Origin of the sequence: Streptomyces sp. NPDC089799 (genome assembly GCF_040684755.1) — a bacterium.
Taxonomy (GTDB): Bacteria; Actinomycetota; Actinomycetes; order Streptomycetales; family Streptomycetaceae; genus Streptomyces.
In genome coordinates this window covers 208,980-230,579 of record NZ_JBFBGR010000011.1, presented here as the reverse complement: position 1 = coordinate 230,579, position 21,600 = coordinate 208,980, and the positions used below count along the sequence as shown (strand labels likewise).

Here is a 21,600-nt window from a genome sequence, read left to right as displayed (position 1 = left end):
GGTGCACGGCGCCGGCGACACGGCGCAGCCGGGCGCCGCCGGGGCGGGCCGTACCCCCGTTGACGACGGCCCGCCCCGGCAGCTGTCCGGCGCACAACCAGCTTCGGGCGCCGCCCCGTTGTTGCGCAGCCCAGGTCAGCGCACGAAACAATCCGCCGCCGACGCTCCGCCCTCCGGCCGGGTCGGCGTGAAACCTCCTTGTCACCCTCCCGCCCGGACCGGTTGGGTTCGGCTTGATCGTGATCGACAACGACCACACGGGGGGCATCGGGTGGGGCGTCAGGAAAAGCCGCTGGACCCTCTGGCAGGGCCGGTCGCGGAGTTCGCCGTGGCGCTGCGCAAGCTGCGTCGGGAGGCGGGCGGACCGACGTACGCCGCCATGGCCCGCCGTGGCCCGTACTCGGTCGCCACCCTGTCCCGGGCCGCGGCCGGCGACCAGCTCCCCACCCTCCCCGTCGTCCTGTCCTACGTCGCCGCGTGCGGCGGCGACCCCGCCGACTGGGAGGGCCGCTGGCTCGATGCCGTCGAGCGGCTCGCCCTGCACGACGCGGATGACGGCGAAGCCTCCCCGTACCGGGGACTGGCCCGCTTCGAACCCGTCGACCGGCAGCTGTTCTTCGGCCGGGAACGGCTCGTCGACGACCTCGTGTCGCTCGTCGCCGCGCACCGGATCACCACCGTGTTCGGCCCTTCCGGAAGCGGCAAGTCATCGCTGCTGCGCGCCGGCCTGGTGCCCCGGCTCCCGGAACTCCCCGAACCGCCGGCGGCGATCCGCCTGCTCACCCCGGGCCGGCGGCTGCCGGCCGGGCCCGCCGGAATCCTCCGCCCGGCGGCCGGGGACGGCGAAACGTGGCTCGTCGTGGACCAGTTCGAGGAGGTCTTCACCCTCGGCCACGACGCGGCCGACCGCGCGGCGTTCATCGCCGCGCTCCTCGCGGCCGACGATCCCGGCAGCCGACTGCGGGTGGTGCTCGGCATCCGGGCCGACTTCTACGCCCGCTGCCTGGAGCACCCGGGCCTCGCCGCCGCCGTCCGCACCGCGAGCCTGCCGGTCGCCCGCATGACGTCCGCCGAACTCCGCCAGGCGATCACCCGGCCGGCGGCGGCCCACGGCCTCACCGTCGAGCGGGCCCTGACCACCACCCTCCTGGAGGAGGTGTCGGCCCAGGCCAGTGGCCTGCCCCTGCTCTCCCACGTGCTGCTGGAGACCTGGCGGCGGCGCCGCGGCCGTGCCCTCACCCTGGAGGCGTACGAGCGGGCCGGCGGCATCCGCGGAGCCATCGCCCAGACCGCCGAGGCCGCGTACGGGCAACTGGACCCGGACCAGGCCGCGACCGCGCGGCGGATCATGCTCCGGTTGATCGCCCCCGGCGACGGGGCCCCGGACACCCGCCGCCCCACCCGAAGACCGGAACTCGAAGCCATCGGCACGGGCCACGACGCCGCGGCCGTCCTCGAACTCCTGGCCCGCGCCCGGCTGATCGCCCTCGACGGCGACACCGTGGAGCTCGCCCACGAGGCCCTCATCACCGCCTGGCCGCGGCTGCGCGCGTGGATCGAGGAGGACCGGGAGCAGCTCCGTCTGCACCGCTGGCTGACCGAGGCGGCGGATGCCTGGGACACCCTGGGCCGCGACCCCGGCGTACTCGCCCCGGCCACCCGCCTGGCCATGCTGCGCCCCTACGCCACGGGCGGCGCCCGGCGTACCGAACTCACCGTCCTGGAAGCCGAATTCCTCGACGCGAGCACCGCCGCCGAGCACCGCACCCGGCGCGGCCGGCGGACCGTACGGGCGGTGGTGTCGCTGCTGGCCGTACTGGCCGTCCTCGCGGGATCGGTGGCCTGGCAGCAGAGCCGGGCCGAGGCCCAGCGGCGGCTGGTCGGCGCCGCCCTGCGCGCCGCGGCCCTCGCCGACAGCCTGCGCGACACCGACCCCGTCACCGCCGACCGGCTGAGCGTCGCCGCGTGGGAGCTGGCGCGGACGACCGAGACCAGGGCCGCTCTGCTGGGTTCGCTGGAACCCCGGCCCCGGGTGCGGTTCACCCCCGTGCGGGGCGGCACCCGGGGGTACGGCGCCACGCTCGGCCGGGACGGGCGGACGCTCACCCTGCAGAAGGGCAACATCCTGGAGCGGTGGGACGTCGACACCGGCCGCCGCACGGCCTCCCACGCACTGCCGGGGGCGCCCGGGGCGCCGCCCCGCAACCCCGACGGAACGGTCAGCGCCCCGTCGGCCTGGCTGCGGGTGAGCCCGGACGGGCGGCGCGCCGTCGTCGCCGACGACGGCGAGATCCGCCCCGACGAGTCGGAGGTGCCGGGTACGGCGCGGGTGTGGGACGTGATCACGGGCGAGAAGCGCACGCTGCGTCCGGGCCCCGGGGGCATGAACTTCGACAGCGTCGGCTGGGGAGCGGACGGCCGGTGGCTGGTGTGGAACCTCGACGGCAACGCCGAGTTGTGGGACACCGTGAGCGGGCAGCGGGTGTTCACGGCGCAGGGCCGTTCCGACGCGCGCGCGGCGGCCGTCAGCCCGGACGGGAGCCGGATCGCGCTGTGCGGACGGGACGGCCGGATCGAGGTCTGGTCCGTGGCCGACCGGCGGAAACTCCCCTGGGGCCATCCCTACCAGCGGTGGGACGAGGGACCGCAGGCGTGCGGGGAGGACCGGTTGGCCTTCAGTCCCGACGGCAGGAAGCTTTCGGCCCGGCTCGACTCCGGAATCGTGCTCATCGACCTGGAAGCCGGCCGCGTCAGCATGGCGTCCACCGAACAGGGGGTGACCGGGCTGGTGTTCAGCAGCGGCTCCCGCTTCATCGCCGCGGTCCGCAACGGCGCGGTGGCGGTGTGGCGCACCGACGTCGTCCACCCCGACGGCACGGGCCTGTCGGAACAGCCGGTGTACACGGGGGAACTCCCGAACGAGAACCCCACCGGCCTTGCGGTGGACGAGGAGGGCCGCTCGCTCCGCTACCTGGGTGCCGACGGCGTCACGGTGTACTCCATCGACCTCGGCCCGGTCCTGGAGGCGTCCTGGGCCCCGGTCCCGGGCGACCTGGACCACCTCGTTCCCGACGGTCGGCACGTCATCCGGGGGAAGCGGGCCGGGGGCAGGATCGAACTGGCCCTGTGCGACCTCCGGACGGGGACCCCGCTGGCCTCGCTGCCCGCCCTGGGTCTGGGCGGGCGGGAGCCGGCTGCCGTGACGGGCGGGTTCAGCCCGGACGGCCGGCTCTTCGCCTACACGCTCACTTTCGGCGACGAGGACGGACGCACCGTGCACGTCTGGGACCTGGCCGAACGCCGTCCCGTCGCCGAGCTCACCGTGCCCGGACAGGTCGGGCGGGTGCCGGACCTCGTGCCGGACCGACGGGCGGGGCAGCTGCGCGTGTACGCCACCACCGAAGCGGACGGCGGGGGCCTGTGGGAGCTGTCCTCGCGCACGAACCGCGTGTCCGGGACGGAGATCGGTCCGGTCGGGATCGATCCCGCCGGTGTCCTGGCCGTGCTCGGGGACGGCTCCGTGCGGAGCCTGCCCTCCTTCGAGCCCGTCGCCATGCTGAACGAACACGGCATCACAGAGCTTGCGTTCAGCCGCGACGGCAGATTCCTCGCGGTGGCCGACGCCACCGGACGGGTGACGGTGCGCAACCGCCGCGGTGACCACGTCCTCGGAGTCCTCTCGCCGGAACGGGGCGTGGTCCCGCCGGGCAGTTCCGCGACCGTGCGGGCCATGGCCTTCTCCGCCGACGGGAGCACGCTGGCCACCGGAGACGCGCTCGGCCAGGTGCGGCTGTGGGACGTCGAGACCCTCAAACCCCTCGGCGGCAGCCTGCCGGCGGCCGGTGATCCGGTCCGCGCCCTCGCCTTCGGCGACGACGGCCTGACCCTGTGGCGGCTGGGCGAGCACACGCCGGTCCGGGCGCACGACCTCCGGCCCGAGTCGATCGTCGGGTCCCTCTGCGCACGCGCCGGCGGCCCGCTGCCGCGCGACCAGTGGCACGACCGCATCCCCGACGTTCCGTACCGCGCCACGTGCGACGCCGGGGCCGGACCGGACGGGAGGACGGGACCGGACGGGAGGACCGGACCGGACGGGAGAACCGGACCGGACGGGCGGGCCGGGAGGGACGGGCGGGCCGGGAGGGACGGGCGCTGAGCCCGCCGTACGGCTTCGCCCCTTCGGTAGGCTGGACACATGACCGAGCGCAAACCACCCGGCGTCAGCTTCGAGTCATTCGTGGAGAAGCAGATCCGCGAGGCGGAGGAACGCGGCGACTTCCGGAACCTGTCCGGCTTCGGCAAGCCGCTTCCCGACGACACCGCCCCCTACGACGACCTGTGGTGGGTCCGGCAGAAGCTGCACCGCGAGGGCGTCTCCGTGCTGCCGCCCGCCCTGGCCCTGCGCAAGGAGGCCGAGGACGCCGTCGAGGCGGTGGCCGAGGCGCGCACCGAGGCCCGGGTCCGCGAGATCCTCACCGCCGTCAACGAGAAGATCGCCGCCGCGGTCCGCCGGCCGCCGCCGGGTCCCCCGCTCAACGTCAAGCCGTTCGACGTGGACGCGGTGGTGGGGGAGTGGCGGGCCGCGCACACCTGAGGACTACACCCCCGGGTCCCGGTGCGTGGGCGCTCCGTCCACCACCGTGAGCAGGACCGGGACCTCCGGCAGCTCGGTCGCGGAGACCGCGAGGGGGTCCTCCGCGAGCACCGTGAGGTCGCAGCGGTAGCCCACGGCGATCCGCCCCGCCTCGTGCTCCTCGCCCGCCACCCAGGCGGCGTTGACGGTCATCCCGCGCAGTGCGTCGAGCGCGCCGAGCGCCTGCTCGGGGCCGTGCGGGGGTTCGCCGAGATCGCGGCTGGGGCGGCGGTGCCGGGCCCCGGCCATGACACCAAGCGGCGGGTAGGGCGCGATGGGCCAGTCGGAGCCGAGGACCAGCGTGGCGCCGGAGTCCAGCAGGTCGCGGCAGCGCCAGGCACGTGACGCGCGCTCCTCGCCGAGGCGCTGCGACCAGTTGTCGGTGTGGTCCGCCCGGGTGAAGTCGCAGCAGTGCGTGGGCTGCATGGACGCGGCGACACCGAGTTCGGCGAACCGGCGCAGGGTGTCGTCCGGCACGGTTTCGATGTGCTCGATCCGGTGCCGTACCCCGTTCCGTGCACCGGCCTGGGCCCGCTCGACCGCATCGAGGGCGTGCCGTACGGCCGCGTCCCCGATCGCGTGGGTGGCGGTGGGCACGCCCGCGCCGTGCAGCTCGCCGATGATCCGCGTGTACGCCTCGGGGTCCGGCCAGAAGGCGTGGTCGGACCGGCCGTCCCGGTCCGGCCGCTCCAGCCAGGCCGTCCCGTTGTCGATCGTGCCGTCCATGAACAGCTTCACGCCGGCGGTCCGCCACAGCCTGCCGCCCGTGCCCTGCTGCTCGATCAGCGCTCGTACGGCGTCGGCGTCGGCGCCGGGCTGGCACCAGGGCGCCACCCGCAGGCGCAGCGGAAGCTGTCCGGCCAGGTCGAGCTCGGAGTAGAAGGCGAGACTGTCACCGTTCGCGTCCATGACGTGGCCGCCGGTGAGCCCGGCCGCGGCCATGGCCCGCAGGGCTTCGGCGAGCAGGAACCGGCGGGCGGCGCGCGTGGGCTGAGGGGCGACCCGCTCCACGAGTTCGCAGGCCGCGTCCTCCAGCAGCAGCCCGGTGGGCCGGCCCGCGGCGTCGCAGACCACCTCGGCACTGGCCTGCTCGAAGGCGCGCGGTCCGTCGACACCCGCCAGTTCCAGGGCCCGCTCGCTGGCCAGCAGGGAATGGGCGTCGAACAGCAGCAGCATGGCCGGTACGCCGTCCAGGACGGGGGAGAGGGCGGCGGCCTCGACCGGGCGGTCGCCGAACACGTTCGGGTCGAGTCCCCAGCCGCGCAGCCACGCGCCGGGGCGCAGGCCCCGGACCTCCCGCGCCAGTGCCTCGCGTACGGCCGCCAGGTCCGTGCAGCCCGACAGGTCCAGGCCGTGGGTCAGCTCGGCGCCGGACACGGGGTGGAGGTGCCCGTCGGTGAGCCCCGGGGTCACCACGGCCCCCTTGAGGTCGATCACCGTGGTGTCGGGGTCCGCGAGGGCGCGCATCTCGCGGTCGTGCCCCAGCGCGAGGATCCGGCCGCCGCCGGCCGCGAGGGCGGTCTGTGGCAGCAGCCCGCCGGTGACGGGATCGAGCAGGCGGGCGGAGTGCAGGACGAGCCGGGTGCGCACGGGATTCCTCCAGAGGGCCGGTACGGGGAGGTGAAGGGAGGGGAGGTGAAGGACGACGGGACGGGACGGGAGGGGAGGGGCCGGCAAGGACCGGCGGGTGCGGCGGTGTGCCGAGGGATCAGTCGGTGGCCCGCTCGGTGGCGGCCTGCTCGGTGGCGGCCCGCTCGGCCGCGCACTGCGAGGCCGCGGCCCGCTCGGCGGCGGCCACCAGGCTGCCGGCGGGCAGACCGAGATCCTGTTCCGCCGTGGTCACGGCCATCAGGGTGACGGCCTCGGGCCGGCCGGAGGTGTCGGTGTTGGCATGGGCGCCGAGACCGTCCAGCACCACCAGGATCCGAATGGCCGTCACATACGGGTCCGCCGTGCGGAACCGGCCCTGCGCCACACCCTCGCGGACCACCTCCTCCAGCCGCCCGCGCCAGGCCGCCTCCTGTTCGGCGACCCGGTCGCGGAGCACCGGCCGGTACCGGCTGAGGTGCCGCGCGTTGATCCACAGCCGACTGATGTCGTCGTACGCGGGACCCGTCGCACGCGCGAAGAACCGGGCCAGACGGGCCTCGGCGGTGTCCCCGGCACGGTCGGCCGGAAGGAGGGCTTCGAGCTCGGAGGCCGCCGCACTGCCGAACGCCTCGGCGACAAGATCCTCCACCGCGGGGAAGTAATGGCTGATCAGACCCGGCCGGACGGTGAGCTCTTCGGCGATCCGCCGCAGGGTGACGCATTCCAGCCCCTCGGTCAGGGCGACCGAGGTGGCGGTTTCGACGATCTCCGTACGACGGGCCTCGGGAGATTTGCGAACTCGTTTGCGCTCAACGCTTGACGACATGCCGACGATGTTATTGAGTGTGCGACCAATAAGCAAGCAAGCGGGCGGGTACGACCAGCACCGACCAGCATCCGGAGGGCCTCATGGCGTCCACGAACCCCCAGCCGCAGCCACAGCCGCGCCCCGGCCCGCACCAGCCGGCCGGGGCGACCGCGGCAGGACCGGCCCCGGACACCCCCGGCCGCATCGAGGCCCACGGCATCGACCACATCACCGAGGCCGAGCGGCACGGCCGCCCCCGCGAGCTCTTCTCCATCTGGGCCGCGGCGAACGTCAACTACCTCAGCCTGGTGATCGGCGGCGCGCTCGTCCTGATGGGCCTGAGCCTGTGGCAGGCCTTCGCCGTGATCGTGGTCGGCAACCTGTTCTGGCTGCTCACCGGCTACCTCGCCATCTCCGGCCCGGCCTCCGGCACCCCCAGCGAAGTGATCACCCGGGCGATGTACGGGATCCGCGGCAACCGGGTGAACAACGCGGTCACCGGCTGGACGATCTCCGTCTGCTACTTCGCCCTCAACCTGGCCGCCGCCGCGACCGCCGCCGTCGCACTGATCGAGAAGACCGGTCTCTCCACGGGGGCGGCCACCAAGGCCGCCGTCGTCGTGGTGATCGCCGTCCTCACCCTGGCCATCAGCGTCTACGGCCACGCCACGATCGTCCGGCTCTACCTGCCGATGACCCTGGCGCTCACCGCCGCGTTCGCCGTCGTCGCGGCCGCCGTGCTCGCCCGTACCGACTTCTCCTACGCCCCCGCCGAGCCGCTCACCGGCACCGAGCTGTGGGCCACCCTGCTGGCGGGGGTCACCCTCATCGCCTCCGGCCCGCTCTCCTACACCACCAGCGCCGACTTCTCCCGCTACCTGCCCCGTACGACGCCCGCACGCGCGACGGCGGGATGGACCGCCCTCGGCGGCTTCCTGCCCGGCGTCGTCGTCTGCTTCCTGGGCGCGTGCGCCGCCACCGTCCTGGACATGAGCAACCCGCAGAGTGCGCTGGAAGGGATCCTGCCCTCCTGGTTCGGCCCCGTCTTCCTGCTCGCCCTGGTCCTCGGCACCATCGCGGTCAACGCCATGACCGCCTACAGCGCCGGCCTCGCCCTGCAGGCCGTCGGCCTGCGCATCCGCCGCTCCCTCAGCGTGATCGTCGACGGGGTGGTCGCCGTGTCCCTCACCCTGTACGCCCTGCTGGTCTCCGACTTCCTCGGCACCGTCAGCGACGTCCTCCAGCTGACCGTCATCCTGCTCGGCCCCGCCACGGCCGTCTACGCCACCGACATACTGCTGCGCCGCTGCCGCTACGACGGACGCCAACTCACCGACGAGAGCCCCGGCAGCCCCTTCTGGTACACCGGGGGAGTCAACCCGGCCGGCGCCGTCGCACTCCTGGCCGGCGCCGCCGCCGCGGCCCTGTGCGTCGACACCCTCTACACCGGCCCGCTCGCCGAAGCCCTCGGCGGCCTCGACCTCTCCCTCCCCACCGGCCTCCTCGTCTCCTCTGTCCTCTACGCCCTCCTCTCCCGCCGCACACCGCCCGCCCAGCCGACCGCGTCCGGCACCTGACCGGCGGGATACGAGCCGTGGGCCTTCCGGCCGCCCCGGCGCCAGGGCTGTCAGTGCTCCTTGCTACAACTTGCAGCGCACCGGAGACGACCGACGAGGAACGGCGGCGACATGACGTACGCGAGGCACCTGAAGGAGTCGTACGGGCTGCCCGTCTTCGACTTCCCCGGACCGGACGACGGGGACCGGACGACCCCGCTGCCCGATGCCGACGCCGTGGCGTGGCGGATCTCCTCCGACACCTACGACGCCGAGGAGTCCTGGACGGAGGCGTTCGCCCGGTTCACCGCGGCCGTCGACACCACGCGCGTGCGCGCGATCGTGGTCGGCGCGTGGGAAGAGGCGTACGACAGCGGGCCCGAGGAGATCGTCGCCGCGCTGCTCGACGCCCGTCCGCACCTCCCCGCCCTCCGGGCCCTGTTCCTCGGGGACATGGAGTCCGAGGAGTGCGAGATCTCCTGGATCAACCAAGGCGACGTCGGTCCGCTCCTCGAAGGCTTCCCGGAACTGGAGGAGTTCGGGATCCGCGGCGGAACGGACCTCGTCTTCCCTCCCTTCACGCACGGGCGGCTGCGCTCGCTGACCGTCCAAACCGGCGGCCTGAGCGCCCGGGTGGTCCGCAACATCGCAGCCAGCAACCTGCCGGCCCTGGAGCACCTCGACCTCTGGCTCGGCACGGACAACTACGGGGGCGACAGCACCCCCGACGACGTGCAGCCCATCCTCGACGGCTCCCGCCTGCCGCGCCTGCGCCACCTGGCCCTGCGCAACAGCGACGTCCAGGACGGGATCGCCGCCGCCGTCGCCTCCGCGCCGGTCGTCGCCCGGCTGGAGGGCCTGGACCTGTCCATGGGCGTGCTCACCGACGCGGGCGCGACCGCGCTGCTCGACGGTCAGCCGCTCACCCACCTCAAGAGCCTCGACCTGCACCACAACTACATCGGGGAGCCGCTGCGGCAGCGCTTCCGCGACGTGCTGGAGAGTGCCGGCGTGGCCCTCGACCTGGACCGCGGCCACGCCGACGAGGACGAGTACGACGGCCGCGTCTGGCGCTACGTCGCGGTCGGAGAGTAACGGGACGACGATGACGGGACACCACGCGCCGCCGCGCTGGGCGGTCGTCGGCAACCCGGAGAACCGTCGCGTCGGACTGTTCACCCGGGCCGTCCTCGACGCCGGACTGCCCGCACCCCGTGTGGTGCCCTGGGCCGCCGTCCTGCGCGACGGCGGCGCGGACTTCGCCGCCGACGAGCTCGTCCGGCTCGACTCACCCGGCGAGAACGCCGAGGTCGACCGGACCCTGCGGGGCCTGGACGACCCGACCCGGGTGGAGGGCGGCGCCCGCTGGCACGCGCGGTTCACCGCCGCCGTCGGCACGCTCCGCGGCGGCATCCGCCTCGACGACCCGGCGGAGCTCGCCGTCCTCTTCGACAAGCGGCACTGCCACCGAGCCCTCGACCGGGCCGGGGTACCGGTCCCGCAGTCCCCGACCTCCGGGGCCGCCGTGCCGGTGCGCGGCTGGGACGACGTACGGGCCCTCATGGCCGCGCACCGGATGCCGCGCGTGTTCGTGAAGCCCGCCCACGGGTCCTCCGCGTCCGGGGTCATCGCCGTGGAAACCGCCGGCCGGGGCAGGATCAGGGCCACCACCTCCGTGGAGACCGCCGGGGACGGCAGCCTCCACAACTCGCTGCGGCTGCGCCGCATCACCCGCGAGCCCGAGCTCGCCGCCCTGGTGGACGCCCTCGCACCCGAGGGCCTGCACCTCGAACGCTGGTGGCCCAAGGCATCCCTGGACGGGGTGACGGCGGACCTCCGCGTCGTCGTCGTGGCGGGCCGCGCCACCCACGCCGTCCTCCGCACCAGCCGCTCGCCCATGACCAACCTCCACCTCGGCGGCCGGCGCGGCGACCTGGCCGCGGCCGTCGCGGCGGCCGGCCCGCACTGGGCCGACGCCCTGCGGACCTGCGAACGGGCCGCGGCCTGCTTCCCCGGCACCCTGTGCGTCGGCGTCGACCTGCTGCCCGCCGTCGGCTGGCGGCGGTACGCGGTCGCCGAGGTCAACGCCTTCGGGGACCTGCTGCCCGGCCTGACCGGCCTGCCCGGCAGCGGGGCCGAGGGCCTCGACACCTACGCCGCCCAGATCGCCGCCGCACCCCGCCACGTACAGCAGCTCCACACGAGGAACCACCACCGTGCACCAGCACCATCCCGCTGACCAGCCCGACATGAACGAGGTCGTCGGGCGCGACGACCTGCTCCTGGTCACGCTCGACACCCTCCGCCACGACGTCGCCGCCGAACTGGCCGCCGCCGGGCGCCTGCCGAACCTGGCCCGCCACCTGCCCGGCGGCGCCTGGGAGGAGCGGCACGCCCCCGGCAGCTTCACCTACGCCTCCCACCAGGCCATGTTCGCCGGGTTCCTGCCCACCCCCGCCACGCCCGGCTCGCACCCCCGGCTGTTCGCCGCCCGGTTCGCCGGCAGCGAGACCACCGCCGGGCGCACCTACGTCTTCGACACCCCCGACCTGGTGTCCGGCCTCGCCGCAGCCGGGTACCGGACCGTGTGCATCGGCGGGGTCGGCTTCTTCAACCGGCAGGGCGCACTGGGCGGCGTACTGCCCGGCATGTTCCAGGAGAGCCACTGGGAACCCGGCTTCGGCGTGGCCTCGCCCACCTCCTTCGAGGCCCAGGTCGAACGGGCCGAGCAGGTCGTCGCCGCCCTTCCCGCCGACCGCCGGCTGTTCCTCTTCCTCAACGCCTCGGCGCTGCACCAGCCCAACTGGTTCCACCTCCCCGGCGCCACCCGCGAGGCCGGGGACACCCGCGCCAGCCACGCCGCCGCGCTGGAGTACGTCGACCGGCACATCGGCCGGCTGTTCACCGCGATGAGCTCCCGCCGCCGCTGCTTCGCCATCGTCTGCTCCGACCACGGCACCACCTACGGCGACGACGGCTACACCGGCCACCGCCTGGCCCACGAGGCCGTGTGGACCGTTCCGTACGCCCACTTCTTCCTGGAGCCGTCCGCATGACCGCCCCCGCCACCCCCGCCACCCCCGCCACTCCCACCGGCCCCACCGCCGCCGCCCCCGCCGCGCCGGCCGCCCCCGCCGCGCCGCAGCACGTCCGCCCGTACCGGAGCTACGTCTACGCCTACCCCCACAAGACGGCGTACCGCCCGCTCCCGGACCGGCCCGCCCTGCGCGACCTGTGGCGCGGCGAGCGCAAGGACGCCCTCTCGCTCTACCTCCACATCCCCTTCTGCGAGGTCCGCTGCGGCTTCTGCAACCTCTTCACCCGCATCGGCGCGCCCGACGGGCTCACCGGCCGCTACCTCGACGCGCTCGACCGGCAGGCCGCCGCCGTGCGCGAGGCCCTCGGCGACGACGGGCCGGTGCGCTTCGCCAACGCCGCCTTCGGCGGCGGCACCCCCACCTTCCTGACGGCCGACGAGCTGACCCGGCTCTGCGACATCGCCGAGCACCGCATGGGCGCCGACCTGCGCGCCGTCCCGCTCTCCGTCGAGGCATCGCCCGCGACCGCCACCGCCGACCGCCTCGCCGTCCTCGCCGAACGCGGCACGACCCGCCTCAGCATCGGCGTGCAGAGCTTCGTCGACGAGGAGGCCCGGGCCGCCGTCCGCCCCCAGCGGCGGGCCGACGTCGAGGCCGCGCTCGGCCGGATCCGCGACGCCCGCATCCCCGTCCTCAACATCGACCTCATCTACGGCATCGACGGCCAGACCCCGGCCTCCTGGCGCACCTCCCTGGACGCGGCCCTCGCCTGGCAGCCCGAGGAGCTGTACCTCTACCCGCTGTACGTCCGCCCCCTGACCGGTCTCGCCCGGCGCACCGCCCACACCGACCGGGACTGGGACGAACAGCGCCTGGACCTCTACCGGCGGGGCCGGGACCACCTCCTCGCGCACGGCTACGAACAGGTGTCGATGCGCATGTTCCGGCGCGCCGGCACCGCCCCGCAGGGCCCCGACGACCACGCCTGCCAGACCGACGGCATGATCGGCCTCGGCTGCGGCGCCCGCTCCTACACCTCCGCCCTCCACTACTCTTTCGACTACGCCGTCGACATGGGCGAGATACGCGCGATCATCGACGACTACACGGCCACCTCCGACGCCGCCTTCGGCCGCGCCGCACACGGCCGGTACGTCGACGGCGACGAGGCCCGCCGGCGCCACCTCCTGCAATCGCTCCTCCAGGCCCGTGGCATGCCGCTCGCCGACTACCGCGACCGCTTCGGCACCCACCCGCACCGGGACTTCCCCGCCGAACTCGACGCCTTCGCCGCCCGCGGCTGGCTCGAAGGCCCCGCCGACGACGCGGACGGCGGCACGGGACCTCTCCTGCGCCTCACACCCGAAGGACTCGCCCACTCCGACGCGCTCGGCCCCGAGCTGTTCTCGCCCGCCGTCCGCGCGGCCATGGCCGCCTACGAACCCAAGTAGCCGGCCGTGGACCTCACCCTGCTCTACCGCGGCCCGCTCGCCTCCTGCGACTACGACTGCCCCTACTGCCCGTTCGCCAAGCGGCGCGACACGCCGGAGCAGCTCCGCACCGACCGGGCGGCCCTGGAGCGCTTCACGGCCTGGGCGGCCTCGGCCTCCCGCACCGGGGACCGGCTCTCCCTCCTCTTCACCCCCTGGGGCGAGGGACTGGTCCGCTCCTGGTACCGGCGGGCCCTGACCGAGCTCTCGCACCGGCCGCACGTCCGGCGCGTGGCCATCCAGACCAACCTCAGCTGCCGCACCGACTGGCTGGCCGCCGCCGACCCCGGCACCCTGGCGCTCTGGTGCACGTACCACCCCGGCCAGACGCCGTACGAGCGCTTCCTGGCGAAGCTGCGCCGGCTCGACGCCCTCGGCATCCGCCACAGCGTCGGCATCGTCGGCCTGCCCGGGAACCTGGACCACGCCCGCCGGCTGCGCGCCGACCTCCCCGACCACGTCTACCTCTGGGTGAACGCCGCCGAGGGCCACACCTACACCGACGCCGAGGCGGACACCTGGACCGCCGTGGACCCGCTCTTCCCCTACAGCCGCCACCCGCACCGCTCGGCCGGACTGCCCTGCCGCACCGGGGAGTCGGTGCTGTCCGTGGACGGGGACGGCACGGTCCGCCGCTGCCATTTCGTCCCCGCCGAGCTGGGCAACCTCTACGACGGCTCCTACCGTGCCGCGCTCGCCCCGAGGCCCTGCCCGCTCGCGGTCTGCGACTGCCACATCGGCTACGTCCACCTGGAGACGCTGCCGCTCCACGACGTGTTCGCGGGCGGTGTCCTGGAACGCGTCCCCGCGTCCCTGCCGCCCGCCCCGGCACCCGCCGGACGTACCCCCCTGCCCCTCATCCGTCCAGGGCGGCGTCCAGCATCCGACGGGTGACCGCGGCCAGTTCGGCCGGGTCGGGGGCCGGCCGGGTGCGTGCCGTGGCCCCCGCGAGCCGATCGAAGAGGAGCCCTTCCGTCCAGGCGACCAGCAGGTCCGCCGAGGCTCCGGGGTCCTTCGCGCCGAGCGCGGCCAGGACGGCGGCCGCCCGGTCCCGGGAGGCCCGCCCCGCGCGGTGCAGCCCCGGCCCCAGTCCGGGATTGCGGGCGGCCTCCAGGGTGAGTTCCCAGCGGGCCAGCTGACGCTCCCGGCCCACCGTGAGCCACCGGTGCAGCAGGGCCGCGAGCGCTCCCGCGGCCGCCTCCCGTCCGGTCGGGGGGAGGGCGCCGCCGTCCGAGTCGAAGTCCGCGAGGTCGAGTGCGGCCAGCCGCTCGTAGCAGGCGTCGATCAGCGCCGTACGCGTACGGAAGTAATACGAGGTGCTGCCCGCGGGCAGCCCGGCGGCGGAGTCGACCGCCCGGTGCGTCAGCCCGCGCAGCCCCGAGGAGGCCACGAGGGCGATGGCGGAGTCGGCGATCAGGATCCTGCGGTCTGGGGTGGACATGCCCCCACTCTACAGCTGTAGAGTGCCATCCATGCGGCTCTACATCTGTAGAGCCGAGAGTGAGGAGAGGAGTGCGCCATGGCGAAGGGCACCAAGGGCCACGCGGTCATCGCGGGCGCGGGCATCGGCGGACTGACCGCGGCGGTCGCCCTGCACCGGGCCGGCTGGAGGGTCACCGTCTGCGAACGCGCCGCCGGACCGTCGGCCGCCGGCGCCGGGATCGTGCTCGCCCCCAACGCACTGCGGGCCTTCGAGGCCATCGGCTTCGGCACCGGCACCTGGGCCGGGGACGCCGTCGCCCCGGCCATGGGGACCCGGAACACCGACGGCCGCCCGCTGATGCGCGCCGACACCGACGCCCTGGCCGCCCGGTACGGCCGCCCGCCGCTGGCCGTGCACCGCGCGGCCCTCTCGGCCGCCCTGGCCGACGCCCTCCCGGCCGACGCCCTCTGCTACGGCACCCGGGTCACGGGCGTGGACCACGCCGACCCCGCCGGTCGCGTCGGCGGTGCCGGCCGCGCCGACGAGGCCCCGCGCACCGGCGCAACGGCCGGTCGGCGCCCCGTCGTGCGCACCTCCGCCGGGGACCTGACGGCCGACGTGGTGCTCGCCGCCGACGGCATCCACAGCCCGCTGCGCCGGCTCTTCTTCCCCACCCACCCGGGCCTGCGCTACAGCGGCGAGACGGCCTGGCGCACCGTGGTCCCCGGCGAGGGCCTGGCACCGGCGGAGGCCGGCGAGACCTGGGGCCGCGGCATGCGCTTCGGGGTGGTCCCCCTCGCCGACGGCCGCGTCTACGTCTACGCCACCGCCCGGGTCCCCGAGGGCACCCGGCCCGCCGACCCCAAGGCCGAACTGGCCCGCCGCTTCGGCACCTGGCACGCCCCGCTCCCCGCCCTGCTGGACCGGATCGACCCCGCGGCCCTGCTCCAGCACGACCTCTACGACCTGGCCGCACCGCTGCCCCGCTACCACCACGGACGGATCGCCTGGCTCGGCGACGCCGCCCACGCGATGACGCCCAACCTGGGCCAGGGCGGCTGCCAGGCCATCGAGGACGCCGTCGTCCTCGCCCACCTGCTGGACGCGGCCCCGGACCCGCAGGCCGTCCCGGCCGCCCTCGCCCGGTACACCGCGGCCCGCCACCCCCGGACCAACGCCATCCTGGTCCGCTCCCGCCGGGCCGGCACCGTCGCCGGCCTCACCCACCCGCTGGCCGTCGCCCTCCGCGACGCCGCCCTCCGCGCCACCCCCGCGCGCGCCGCCCACCGCGCCCTGGACGGCCTGTACGGCGGCTTCCGGCTGCCGCCGGCCGCCGCCTAGCGGGGCCCGGCCGGGCGGGACCCGAACCCGTGGGCCGCGGCGAACCCCCCGCCCCCGGCGGCCACCCCGCCCCCGGCGAACGCGGCCACCTGGTCCGTGACCATGTCGAGGATGGCCGCCGCGGCCGCCGGATCGTGGCCCAGCACCAGGAAGTTCAGGGTCAGGCCGTCCGTCACGGCGGCCAGGTAGCGGGCCAGCACGGGCACCGGCACCCGCAGCTCGACCCCCATCGTCTCGCCGAGCTGGCCGATCAGCTCCTCGTAGATCTCGGCGTACCGCTCGTACTGGCGGCGGGCCAGCGGCTCGAACCCCGGCGTGCGCAGGGCGTACTGGGTCAGCTCGTAGGTGAGCATGTGCTCACCGGGCTGCGCGCACACGTGCTCCCAGTACGCGCCGAAGCCGGCCCGCACCGTCTCCCGGAACGTGCCGCGCGGTCGCAGCGCCTCCTTCACCCGCCCCACGTAGTGGTCGGTGATCGTGGTCATGACCGACTCGATCAGGGCCTGCTTGGAGTCGAAGCAGTAGTGGAAGACGCTGAGGGACACGCCCGCCTCGGCGGCGATCGACCTCGTCGTCGTCCTGGGGACGCCGTCCCGGGTCATGGCCCGGATCGCCGCCTCGGTGAGCTGGAGGCGCCGTTCGGCGAGCGGCCTGCGGCTGGTCATCGCTTCCGTCGTTCCCTTCGTGCGCAAAACACCGCGCCCGCGCCGGCGGTCCCGTCGGACCGCCGGCGCGGACGCACGGCCGTACGGTCAGGCGCTGTACACCCCGACCTCGTGCAGTGAGTAGCCCCAGCCCGTACCGCGGACCACGCCGTGGACGCGGACGTACCGGGCCGTGGTGCCGGGGAAGGTGACGGTGTCCAGGCCACCGTCACCGGCGGTGGTGGACCACGCCGTCCGCCACGTGGAGCCGTCGTCGGACACCTCGATGCGGTACGACCTGCCGTACGCGCGTTCCCAGTCGAGGGTGACCTTGCCGACCCGCTGCGTCGAGCCGAGGTCGATCCGCAGCCACTGGTCGTCGCTCCACTCGCTGGCCCAGCGGGTGCTCCGGTCTCCGTCCACGGCCCGGCCGGACGCGTAGGAGGTGAACGGGTTCCACCACTGGGTGGTCGAGGCCGAGGTGGGCCTGCCCGCGGCGAGGTTGACCCCGGCCCGGTGCGCCTCGGAGCGGCCCCAGGTCCTCAGGTAGGACTCGGCGCCGCGGAACATGTCGTCCACCACGCCCTGTCCGCCGACGATCCGGATGTCCTCGATCCAGTCCGGGACCATGCCGTTGTGGGCGGCGCCGTCGGTGTTGAGGTCCCAGGTCCGCTGTCCGGCGGTCAGCTTGTCGATCACCGAGCCGCCGTCGGTGCTGGTGAACGGGTAGCGGACCGGATTGGGGGTGTTCGCGCCGCGCGGGCCGGGCCAGCCGCCGACGCCGTTCATGTCGGTGCCGTAGCCGTACCCCACGTCGTACTTCTCGCGGAGGGCCTTGGTGCGGTTGGCCTCCGAGCTGAAGCCCTCGGCGCCGTTCATGTACTGGGCGATGAAACCGCCCAGCTTGTAGACCCGCTCCGACCAGGCCATGTCCATCCAGCTGTGCGAGGAGATCACACCCGGGTAGTCCTGGGACTCCAGGATGTCCAGCGCGCGGCCCGCGGCCTTCACGCCCATGTGGTCGATCTCCAGCATCATCTTCCGCTGCATCATGCCGCGGACGGCGTACTCCCCGAGGTCGGTCAGCCCGCGGCTGTTGCAGCGGGCGCCGGAGGCGTACGAGGGGACGGTCACGCCGGCCGGCAGCTCCTTCTGCGCGCTCGGAGCGGCGGCCAGACCGATCGGGTTGTCCTGCTGCGGACCGGCGCACTGCTCGGTCTTCCAGAAGGTGCCGGTCGACAGGAACTGCCCCACGTTGATGGCCGTGCCGAGGGCGCCCGTGTCGAACCGGACCCCGCACAGGGCGTTGTCGAACTTGTGGCAGAGGAACATGCTGCGCACGCCCAGCCGGTACAGCTCGTCCAATCCCTTGTCGATGTCGGCCCGGCTGCACTGCGCCACGTCGAGGATCATCTTGCAGCCGAAGGGCTCGGAGGTCTCCACGCCGAGGACGACGGCCAGTTTGCCCTCCTCGACCACCTCCCGGGCCTGCGCGCTGTCGGTGACGATCCGGAACCAGCCCTTGCCCGGGCCGCCGTACATCCTGTCGACGTAGTCCTGCATCTCGTACGTCTTCTGGGCCTGCAGGCGGATCGAGGTCATCTCGTCACAGCTGCGGTCCTTGAAGAAATACACGGAGCAGATCACGCCGTTGGTGACCAGGTCGTTGACGAGCACGCGCTGGCCGCCCCGCCAGGCCCGCTCGACCCACGCGTAGTAGTTCTGCTGGTGGGTCAGCGAGTCGTGGGCGGGCCAGTCCTTGAAGGTGGGCCAGCCGGTCGGATCGTGCTTGCCGTCGCCGCCCTTGGTGATGTAGTCGAAGACGGCGAGCGTCGGGTGTTCGGGGCAGTCCTTGAGCGCGTCGGCGACACCCAGCTCGGAGAACGGCTTTCCGCAGATCAGCCGGCCGCCGAACGCCTCGTTGGACATCAGGTGGTTGTGCGCGTCGACAAAGCCGCGCACCTCGCCCTTGTCGTTGGTGCCCTTGAACGGTTCGCCGGTGACGTTCACACCGGAGTCGGGCTGCGGCCGGGCCGTCGGGTTCCACCAGTCGCCGCCGGTGTCGGCGGCCGACCCGGGCACGGGCCCGAGCAGTGCGACCAGGGTGGCGAGGAGCAGGGACAGCACGGCGAGCGGCCCGCGGCGCCGCCGCTTGTGCCTGGTACGGGTCATGGACATCACCCACGTCTTCGTCGGTGGCGGACGGCGCATTCTTGACATGCTCCGCGCAAAAGTTGTGTCAGAGAATCCCTACTGGCGCGTACGGAGTCAAGGGTCCGGGACAAGTGACCTGATGGCCCGTCGGATTTGCCCGGGCGTTTCCGGGGGTCTGCCCACGAGTGCGCGGAACCGGCCGCGGACCGGCCGAACGTGGAGAACCGGCCAATCGATTGTTCGGTACATGACAACTCAACCGGCCTGTGCGACCCTCCCTGACGTCCGGGTCCGTATCCCCGCCGCTCCGCCAGACGGTGGCAGCCGGCCCGGGCGCGCACGCTCTCTCCCCCTGCCGGCACGGCGCGCGAATCCGTCGCGGTGCGGGCGGGGCGCACTCCCGCGGAGCCCGCAGGAGCTCCGCGTCACCCCACAAGGACGTGGCAAGGAGGAGCACCATGAACCGCATCTCCCGGATGTACGGCGTCACCGCCCTGGTGGCCGTGCTGTTCGCCGGCGGGACCGCCACCGCGGCGCACGCCCGCCCGGCCGCCGAGCAGCGGCTCGACGGCAGCATCGTGGTCGCCGGCCAGACCTGTACCTGGACCAACGCCGCCACCAGCGCCAACCCGCCCGCCGCGCTGACCGTCGACCGCTCCACCATCAACGCGCCGGGCGGCAACCTGGCCTGTACCGGCGGCATCACCGCGAGCCTGAACAACAACCCCGCGTTCACCTTCGACGACACCGCGGGCACGGCCCGTACGGACGCCATCGACATCACCGGCCGGCAGAGCTTCATCTCCTGCCGCTACAAGGCCACCAACATCGCCTGGAACCGCGAGGGCACCACCCGCAAGTACGTCAACCAGGCCTTCACCGCGACCAAGACCTCCGGCAGCTTCCTCTGCCCGGGCTCGGTCACCACCCCCGCGGGCGGCGCGAGCATGCTCTTCCGCTGACCCCCGCCGTACGGCCGGTCCGCGGGCACCCCCCACCCGCGGGCCGGCTCAGGCCAGGTCGAGGTGGAAGGAGATCCGGTCCAGCCCCGGCCCGTCGTAGTCGGGCAGGACCCCCGAGGCCGTGAACCCCAGCCGGGTGTGGAAGGCGCGCGAGCCGGCGTTGCCGGGGCTGGTGATGCAGCCGACGCTCCGCACGCCCCGCGTGCGCACCTGCTCGAAGAACCCCTCGTACAGCAGCCGCCCCACGCCCCGCCCCTGCAGGGCGGGATCCACCCCGGAGAAGTGGACGTACGCCGTCCGGGGATCGGTCTGGGAGACGAAACCGATCAGGAAGCCCGCGAGCCGGCCGTCGCCGTACTCCGCCAGCGTGCTGGTGGCGGTGAAGTGCCGGAAGTACAGCCGGGGCAGCAACAGCGCCCGCTCGCGCGAGCCCTCGGCGCCCTTGAACCCGCCCCACCAGTCGTCCAGTACGGCCAGGACGCGGGCGTGGTCGGCCTCTCCGGGGCGGCGGAACGTCAGAGCGGGGTACGCGGCACGGGTGGTCATTCGACCATTCTTGCGCCCTTGCGCCCCAATGCCCCAGCCGTTTTGGTGATCACGTCACCTCAGGGGCGAACGGGAAGGCGGCCACCGATGGCGGACAGCAACCGGACCGGAACCGTGGCGGGCGGACGGGACACCCCCGCACTCCGCACGGCGGGTCGGCGGTCCATCGGCCCGGGGATCGTGGTCGCGGCGACCGGGGTCGGCGCGGGAGGCCTGGTCGCCACCCTCATCGCGGGCAGCAGGTTCGGCTACACCCTGCTCTGGGCCGCGGTGATCGGCTGCCTCGTCAAGATCTCGCTCGCCGAGGCCGCCGGCCGCTGGCACCTGGCCACCGGCCGCACCCTCTTCGACGGCTGGCGCAGCCTCGGCCCCTGGACCACCGCCTACTTCGCCGGGTACGTCGTCGTCTGGGGCTTCGTCTACGGCGCCGCCGCGATGTCCTCCAGCGCCCTGCCGCTGGCCGCGCTCTTCCCGGGCACGATGGACCTGAAGGCGTGGGCCGTGCTGTGCGGCCTGGGCGGGCTGGTCTTCGTCTGGTTCAACCGGTACGCCGTCTTCGAGAAGGCCATGACCGTCCTGGTCGGCGTGATGTTCGTGGTCACCGTCTACCTCGCGGTCCGGGTCACGCCCCACCTCGGCTCCGCCCTCGCCGGGCTGGTGCCCGTCCTGCCGGACGGCTCGCTCGTCTACACCCTGGGCCTGATCGGCGGCGTGGGCGGCACCATCACCCTGGCCGCCTACGGCTACTGGGTCAACGCCAAGGGGTGGACGGACGCCGGCTGGATGAAGGTGATGCGCCTGGACAACCGCGTCGCCTACCTCACCACCGGCATCTTCGTGGTCTCCATGCTCTTCGTCGGCGCGGAGCTGCTGCACTCCTCCGGCGTGGCACTGACCAAGGGCGACCGGGGGCTGCTCGACCTGAGCACCGTCCTGGAGGAGCGCTACGGGACGGCCACGGCCAAGCTCTTCCTCGTCGGCTTCTTCGCCACCTCGTACACCTCGCTCATCGGGGTCTGGCACGGGGTGAGCCTGATGTTCGCCGACTTCGCGGGCAAGTTCCGGCCGTCCCTCACCGCCGGGGCGCCGTGCCCGGAGAAGTCCCGGCCCTTCCGGGCCTACCTGCTCTGGCTCACCTTCCCGCCGATCAGCCTGCTCTTCCTCGACCAGCCGTTCGCGCTGGTCGTCGGGTACGGGGTGATCGGTGCGCTCTTCATGCCGTTCCTGGCCCTCACCCTGCTGTGGCTGCTCAACTCGGCGCGCACACCGGCCGAGTGGCGCAACGGGCTGCTGAGCAACGCGATGCTCGGCGCGGCCGGCCTGCTGTTCGTGGTGCTCTGCGTCCAGCAGCTGCGGGAGCAGGCCCGGTAGGGGGCGCCTTTCGGAACCGGCCCCTGGCAACGCCCCTCCCGGTG

General features: G+C 74.0%; 17 protein-coding genes. 11 read left to right on the top strand and 6 right to left on the bottom strand.

All coding sequences use genetic code 11. The features are described from left to right. Positions 1-271 precede the first annotated feature (271 nt). Both AB0O36_RS15275 and AB0O36_RS15270 read left to right on the top strand, forming a co-directional pair. Positions 272-4,156: a hypothetical protein gene (locus AB0O36_RS15275; RefSeq protein ID WP_365109444.1), complete on the top strand. Its 3,885-nt coding sequence runs from the start codon at positions 272-274 to the stop codon at positions 4,154-4,156. Positions 4,157-4,195: 39 nt separating this feature from the next. After that, positions 4,196-4,594: a DUF1992 domain-containing protein gene (locus AB0O36_RS15270; RefSeq protein WP_365109441.1), complete on the top strand. Its 399-nt coding sequence runs from the start codon at positions 4,196-4,198 to the stop codon at positions 4,592-4,594. 3 nt (positions 4,595-4,597) lie between these two features. Here the strand turns inward: AB0O36_RS15270 and AB0O36_RS15265 are convergent, their stop codons facing one another. Together AB0O36_RS15265 and AB0O36_RS15260 are read right to left on the bottom strand one after the other, a co-directional pair. Then, on the bottom strand, positions 4,598-6,223 hold the full coding sequence (locus tag AB0O36_RS15265) for an amidohydrolase (RefSeq protein WP_365109438.1): 1,626 nt from the start codon (positions 6,221-6,223) through the stop codon (positions 4,598-4,600). Positions 6,224-6,341: 118 nt separating this feature from the next. Next, a complete protein-coding gene (locus AB0O36_RS15260) occupies positions 6,342-7,049 on the bottom strand; it encodes a TetR family transcriptional regulator C-terminal domain-containing protein (protein ID WP_365109436.1) in 708 nt (235 codons plus the stop codon). Between the two features lie 83 nt (positions 7,050-7,132). Here AB0O36_RS15260 and AB0O36_RS15255 point away from each other — a divergent pair, with 83 nt between their 5' ends. From AB0O36_RS15255 to AB0O36_RS15230, 6 genes are all read left to right on the top strand, one after another. Continuing rightward, a complete protein-coding gene (locus AB0O36_RS15255; protein ID WP_365109433.1) occupies positions 7,133-8,608 on the top strand; it encodes a cytosine permease in 1,476 nt (491 codons plus the stop codon). Positions 8,609-8,719: 111 nt separating this feature from the next. Beyond that, on the top strand, positions 8,720-9,682 hold the full coding sequence (locus tag AB0O36_RS15250) for an STM4015 family protein (protein ID WP_365109431.1): 963 nt from the start codon (positions 8,720-8,722) through the stop codon (positions 9,680-9,682). Between the two features lie 10 nt (positions 9,683-9,692). Then, the gene (locus tag AB0O36_RS15245) at positions 9,693-10,826 is read left to right on the top strand and encodes an STM4014 family protein (protein WP_365109428.1); all 1,134 of its coding nucleotides are present in this window, start codon (positions 9,693-9,695) and stop codon (positions 10,824-10,826) included. A 10-nt stretch (positions 10,827-10,836) separates the two neighbouring features. Then, a complete protein-coding gene (locus tag AB0O36_RS15240; RefSeq protein ID WP_365109563.1) occupies positions 10,837-11,643 on the top strand; it encodes an STM4013/SEN3800 family hydrolase in 807 nt (268 codons plus the stop codon). After that, on the top strand, positions 11,640-13,076 hold the full coding sequence (locus AB0O36_RS15235) for an STM4012 family radical SAM protein (protein ID WP_365109425.1): 1,437 nt from the start codon (positions 11,640-11,642) through the stop codon (positions 13,074-13,076). Before AB0O36_RS15240 ends, AB0O36_RS15235 begins: the two co-directional genes overlap by 4 nt. A gap of 6 nt (positions 13,077-13,082) precedes the next feature. Continuing rightward, the gene (locus AB0O36_RS15230) at positions 13,083-14,009 is read left to right on the top strand and encodes an STM4011 family radical SAM protein (protein WP_365109422.1); all 927 of its coding nucleotides are present in this window, start codon (positions 13,083-13,085) and stop codon (positions 14,007-14,009) included. Here AB0O36_RS15230 and AB0O36_RS15225 read toward each other — a convergent pair. Further along, positions 13,972-14,556 (bottom strand): TetR family transcriptional regulator, encoded by a 585-nt coding sequence (locus AB0O36_RS15225; RefSeq protein WP_365109420.1) that lies wholly within the window; start codon positions 14,554-14,556, stop codon positions 13,972-13,974. The genes AB0O36_RS15230 and AB0O36_RS15225 overlap by 38 nt on opposite strands. 78 nt (positions 14,557-14,634) lie before the next feature. Between AB0O36_RS15225 and AB0O36_RS15220 the strand changes: the two genes are divergently transcribed. Continuing rightward, on the top strand, positions 14,635-15,879 hold the full coding sequence (locus tag AB0O36_RS15220; RefSeq protein WP_365109419.1) for an FAD-dependent monooxygenase: 1,245 nt from the start codon (positions 14,635-14,637) through the stop codon (positions 15,877-15,879). Here AB0O36_RS15220 and AB0O36_RS15215 read toward each other — a convergent pair. Both AB0O36_RS15215 and AB0O36_RS15210 read right to left on the bottom strand, forming a co-directional pair. Beyond that, entirely contained in the window at positions 15,876-16,544 is a 669-nt protein-coding gene (locus AB0O36_RS15215) for a TetR/AcrR family transcriptional regulator (RefSeq protein WP_365109417.1), read from the bottom strand. The genes AB0O36_RS15220 and AB0O36_RS15215 overlap by 4 nt on opposite strands. Positions 16,545-16,631: 87 nt before the next feature. Next, positions 16,632-18,695 (bottom strand): discoidin domain-containing protein, encoded by a 2,064-nt coding sequence (locus AB0O36_RS15210; RefSeq protein ID WP_365109414.1) that lies wholly within the window; start codon positions 18,693-18,695, stop codon positions 16,632-16,634. Positions 18,696-19,135: 440 nt separating this feature from the next. Here AB0O36_RS15210 and AB0O36_RS15205 point away from each other — a divergent pair, with 440 nt between their 5' ends. Further along, positions 19,136-19,639, top strand: a complete 504-nt coding sequence (locus AB0O36_RS15205; protein WP_365109412.1) for a hypothetical protein — start codon at positions 19,136-19,138, stop codon at positions 19,637-19,639. 48 nt (positions 19,640-19,687) lie between these two features. On the opposite strand, the gene AB0O36_RS15200 is transcribed toward AB0O36_RS15205, so the two are convergent. Next, entirely contained in the window at positions 19,688-20,185 is a 498-nt protein-coding gene (locus AB0O36_RS15200; protein WP_365109409.1) for a GNAT family N-acetyltransferase, read from the bottom strand. A gap of 87 nt (positions 20,186-20,272) precedes the next feature. On the opposite strand from AB0O36_RS15200, the gene AB0O36_RS15195 reads away from it, so the two are divergent. Next, a complete protein-coding gene (locus AB0O36_RS15195; protein WP_365109407.1) occupies positions 20,273-21,556 on the top strand; it encodes an Nramp family divalent metal transporter in 1,284 nt (427 codons plus the stop codon). Positions 21,557-21,600 lie beyond the last annotated feature (44 nt).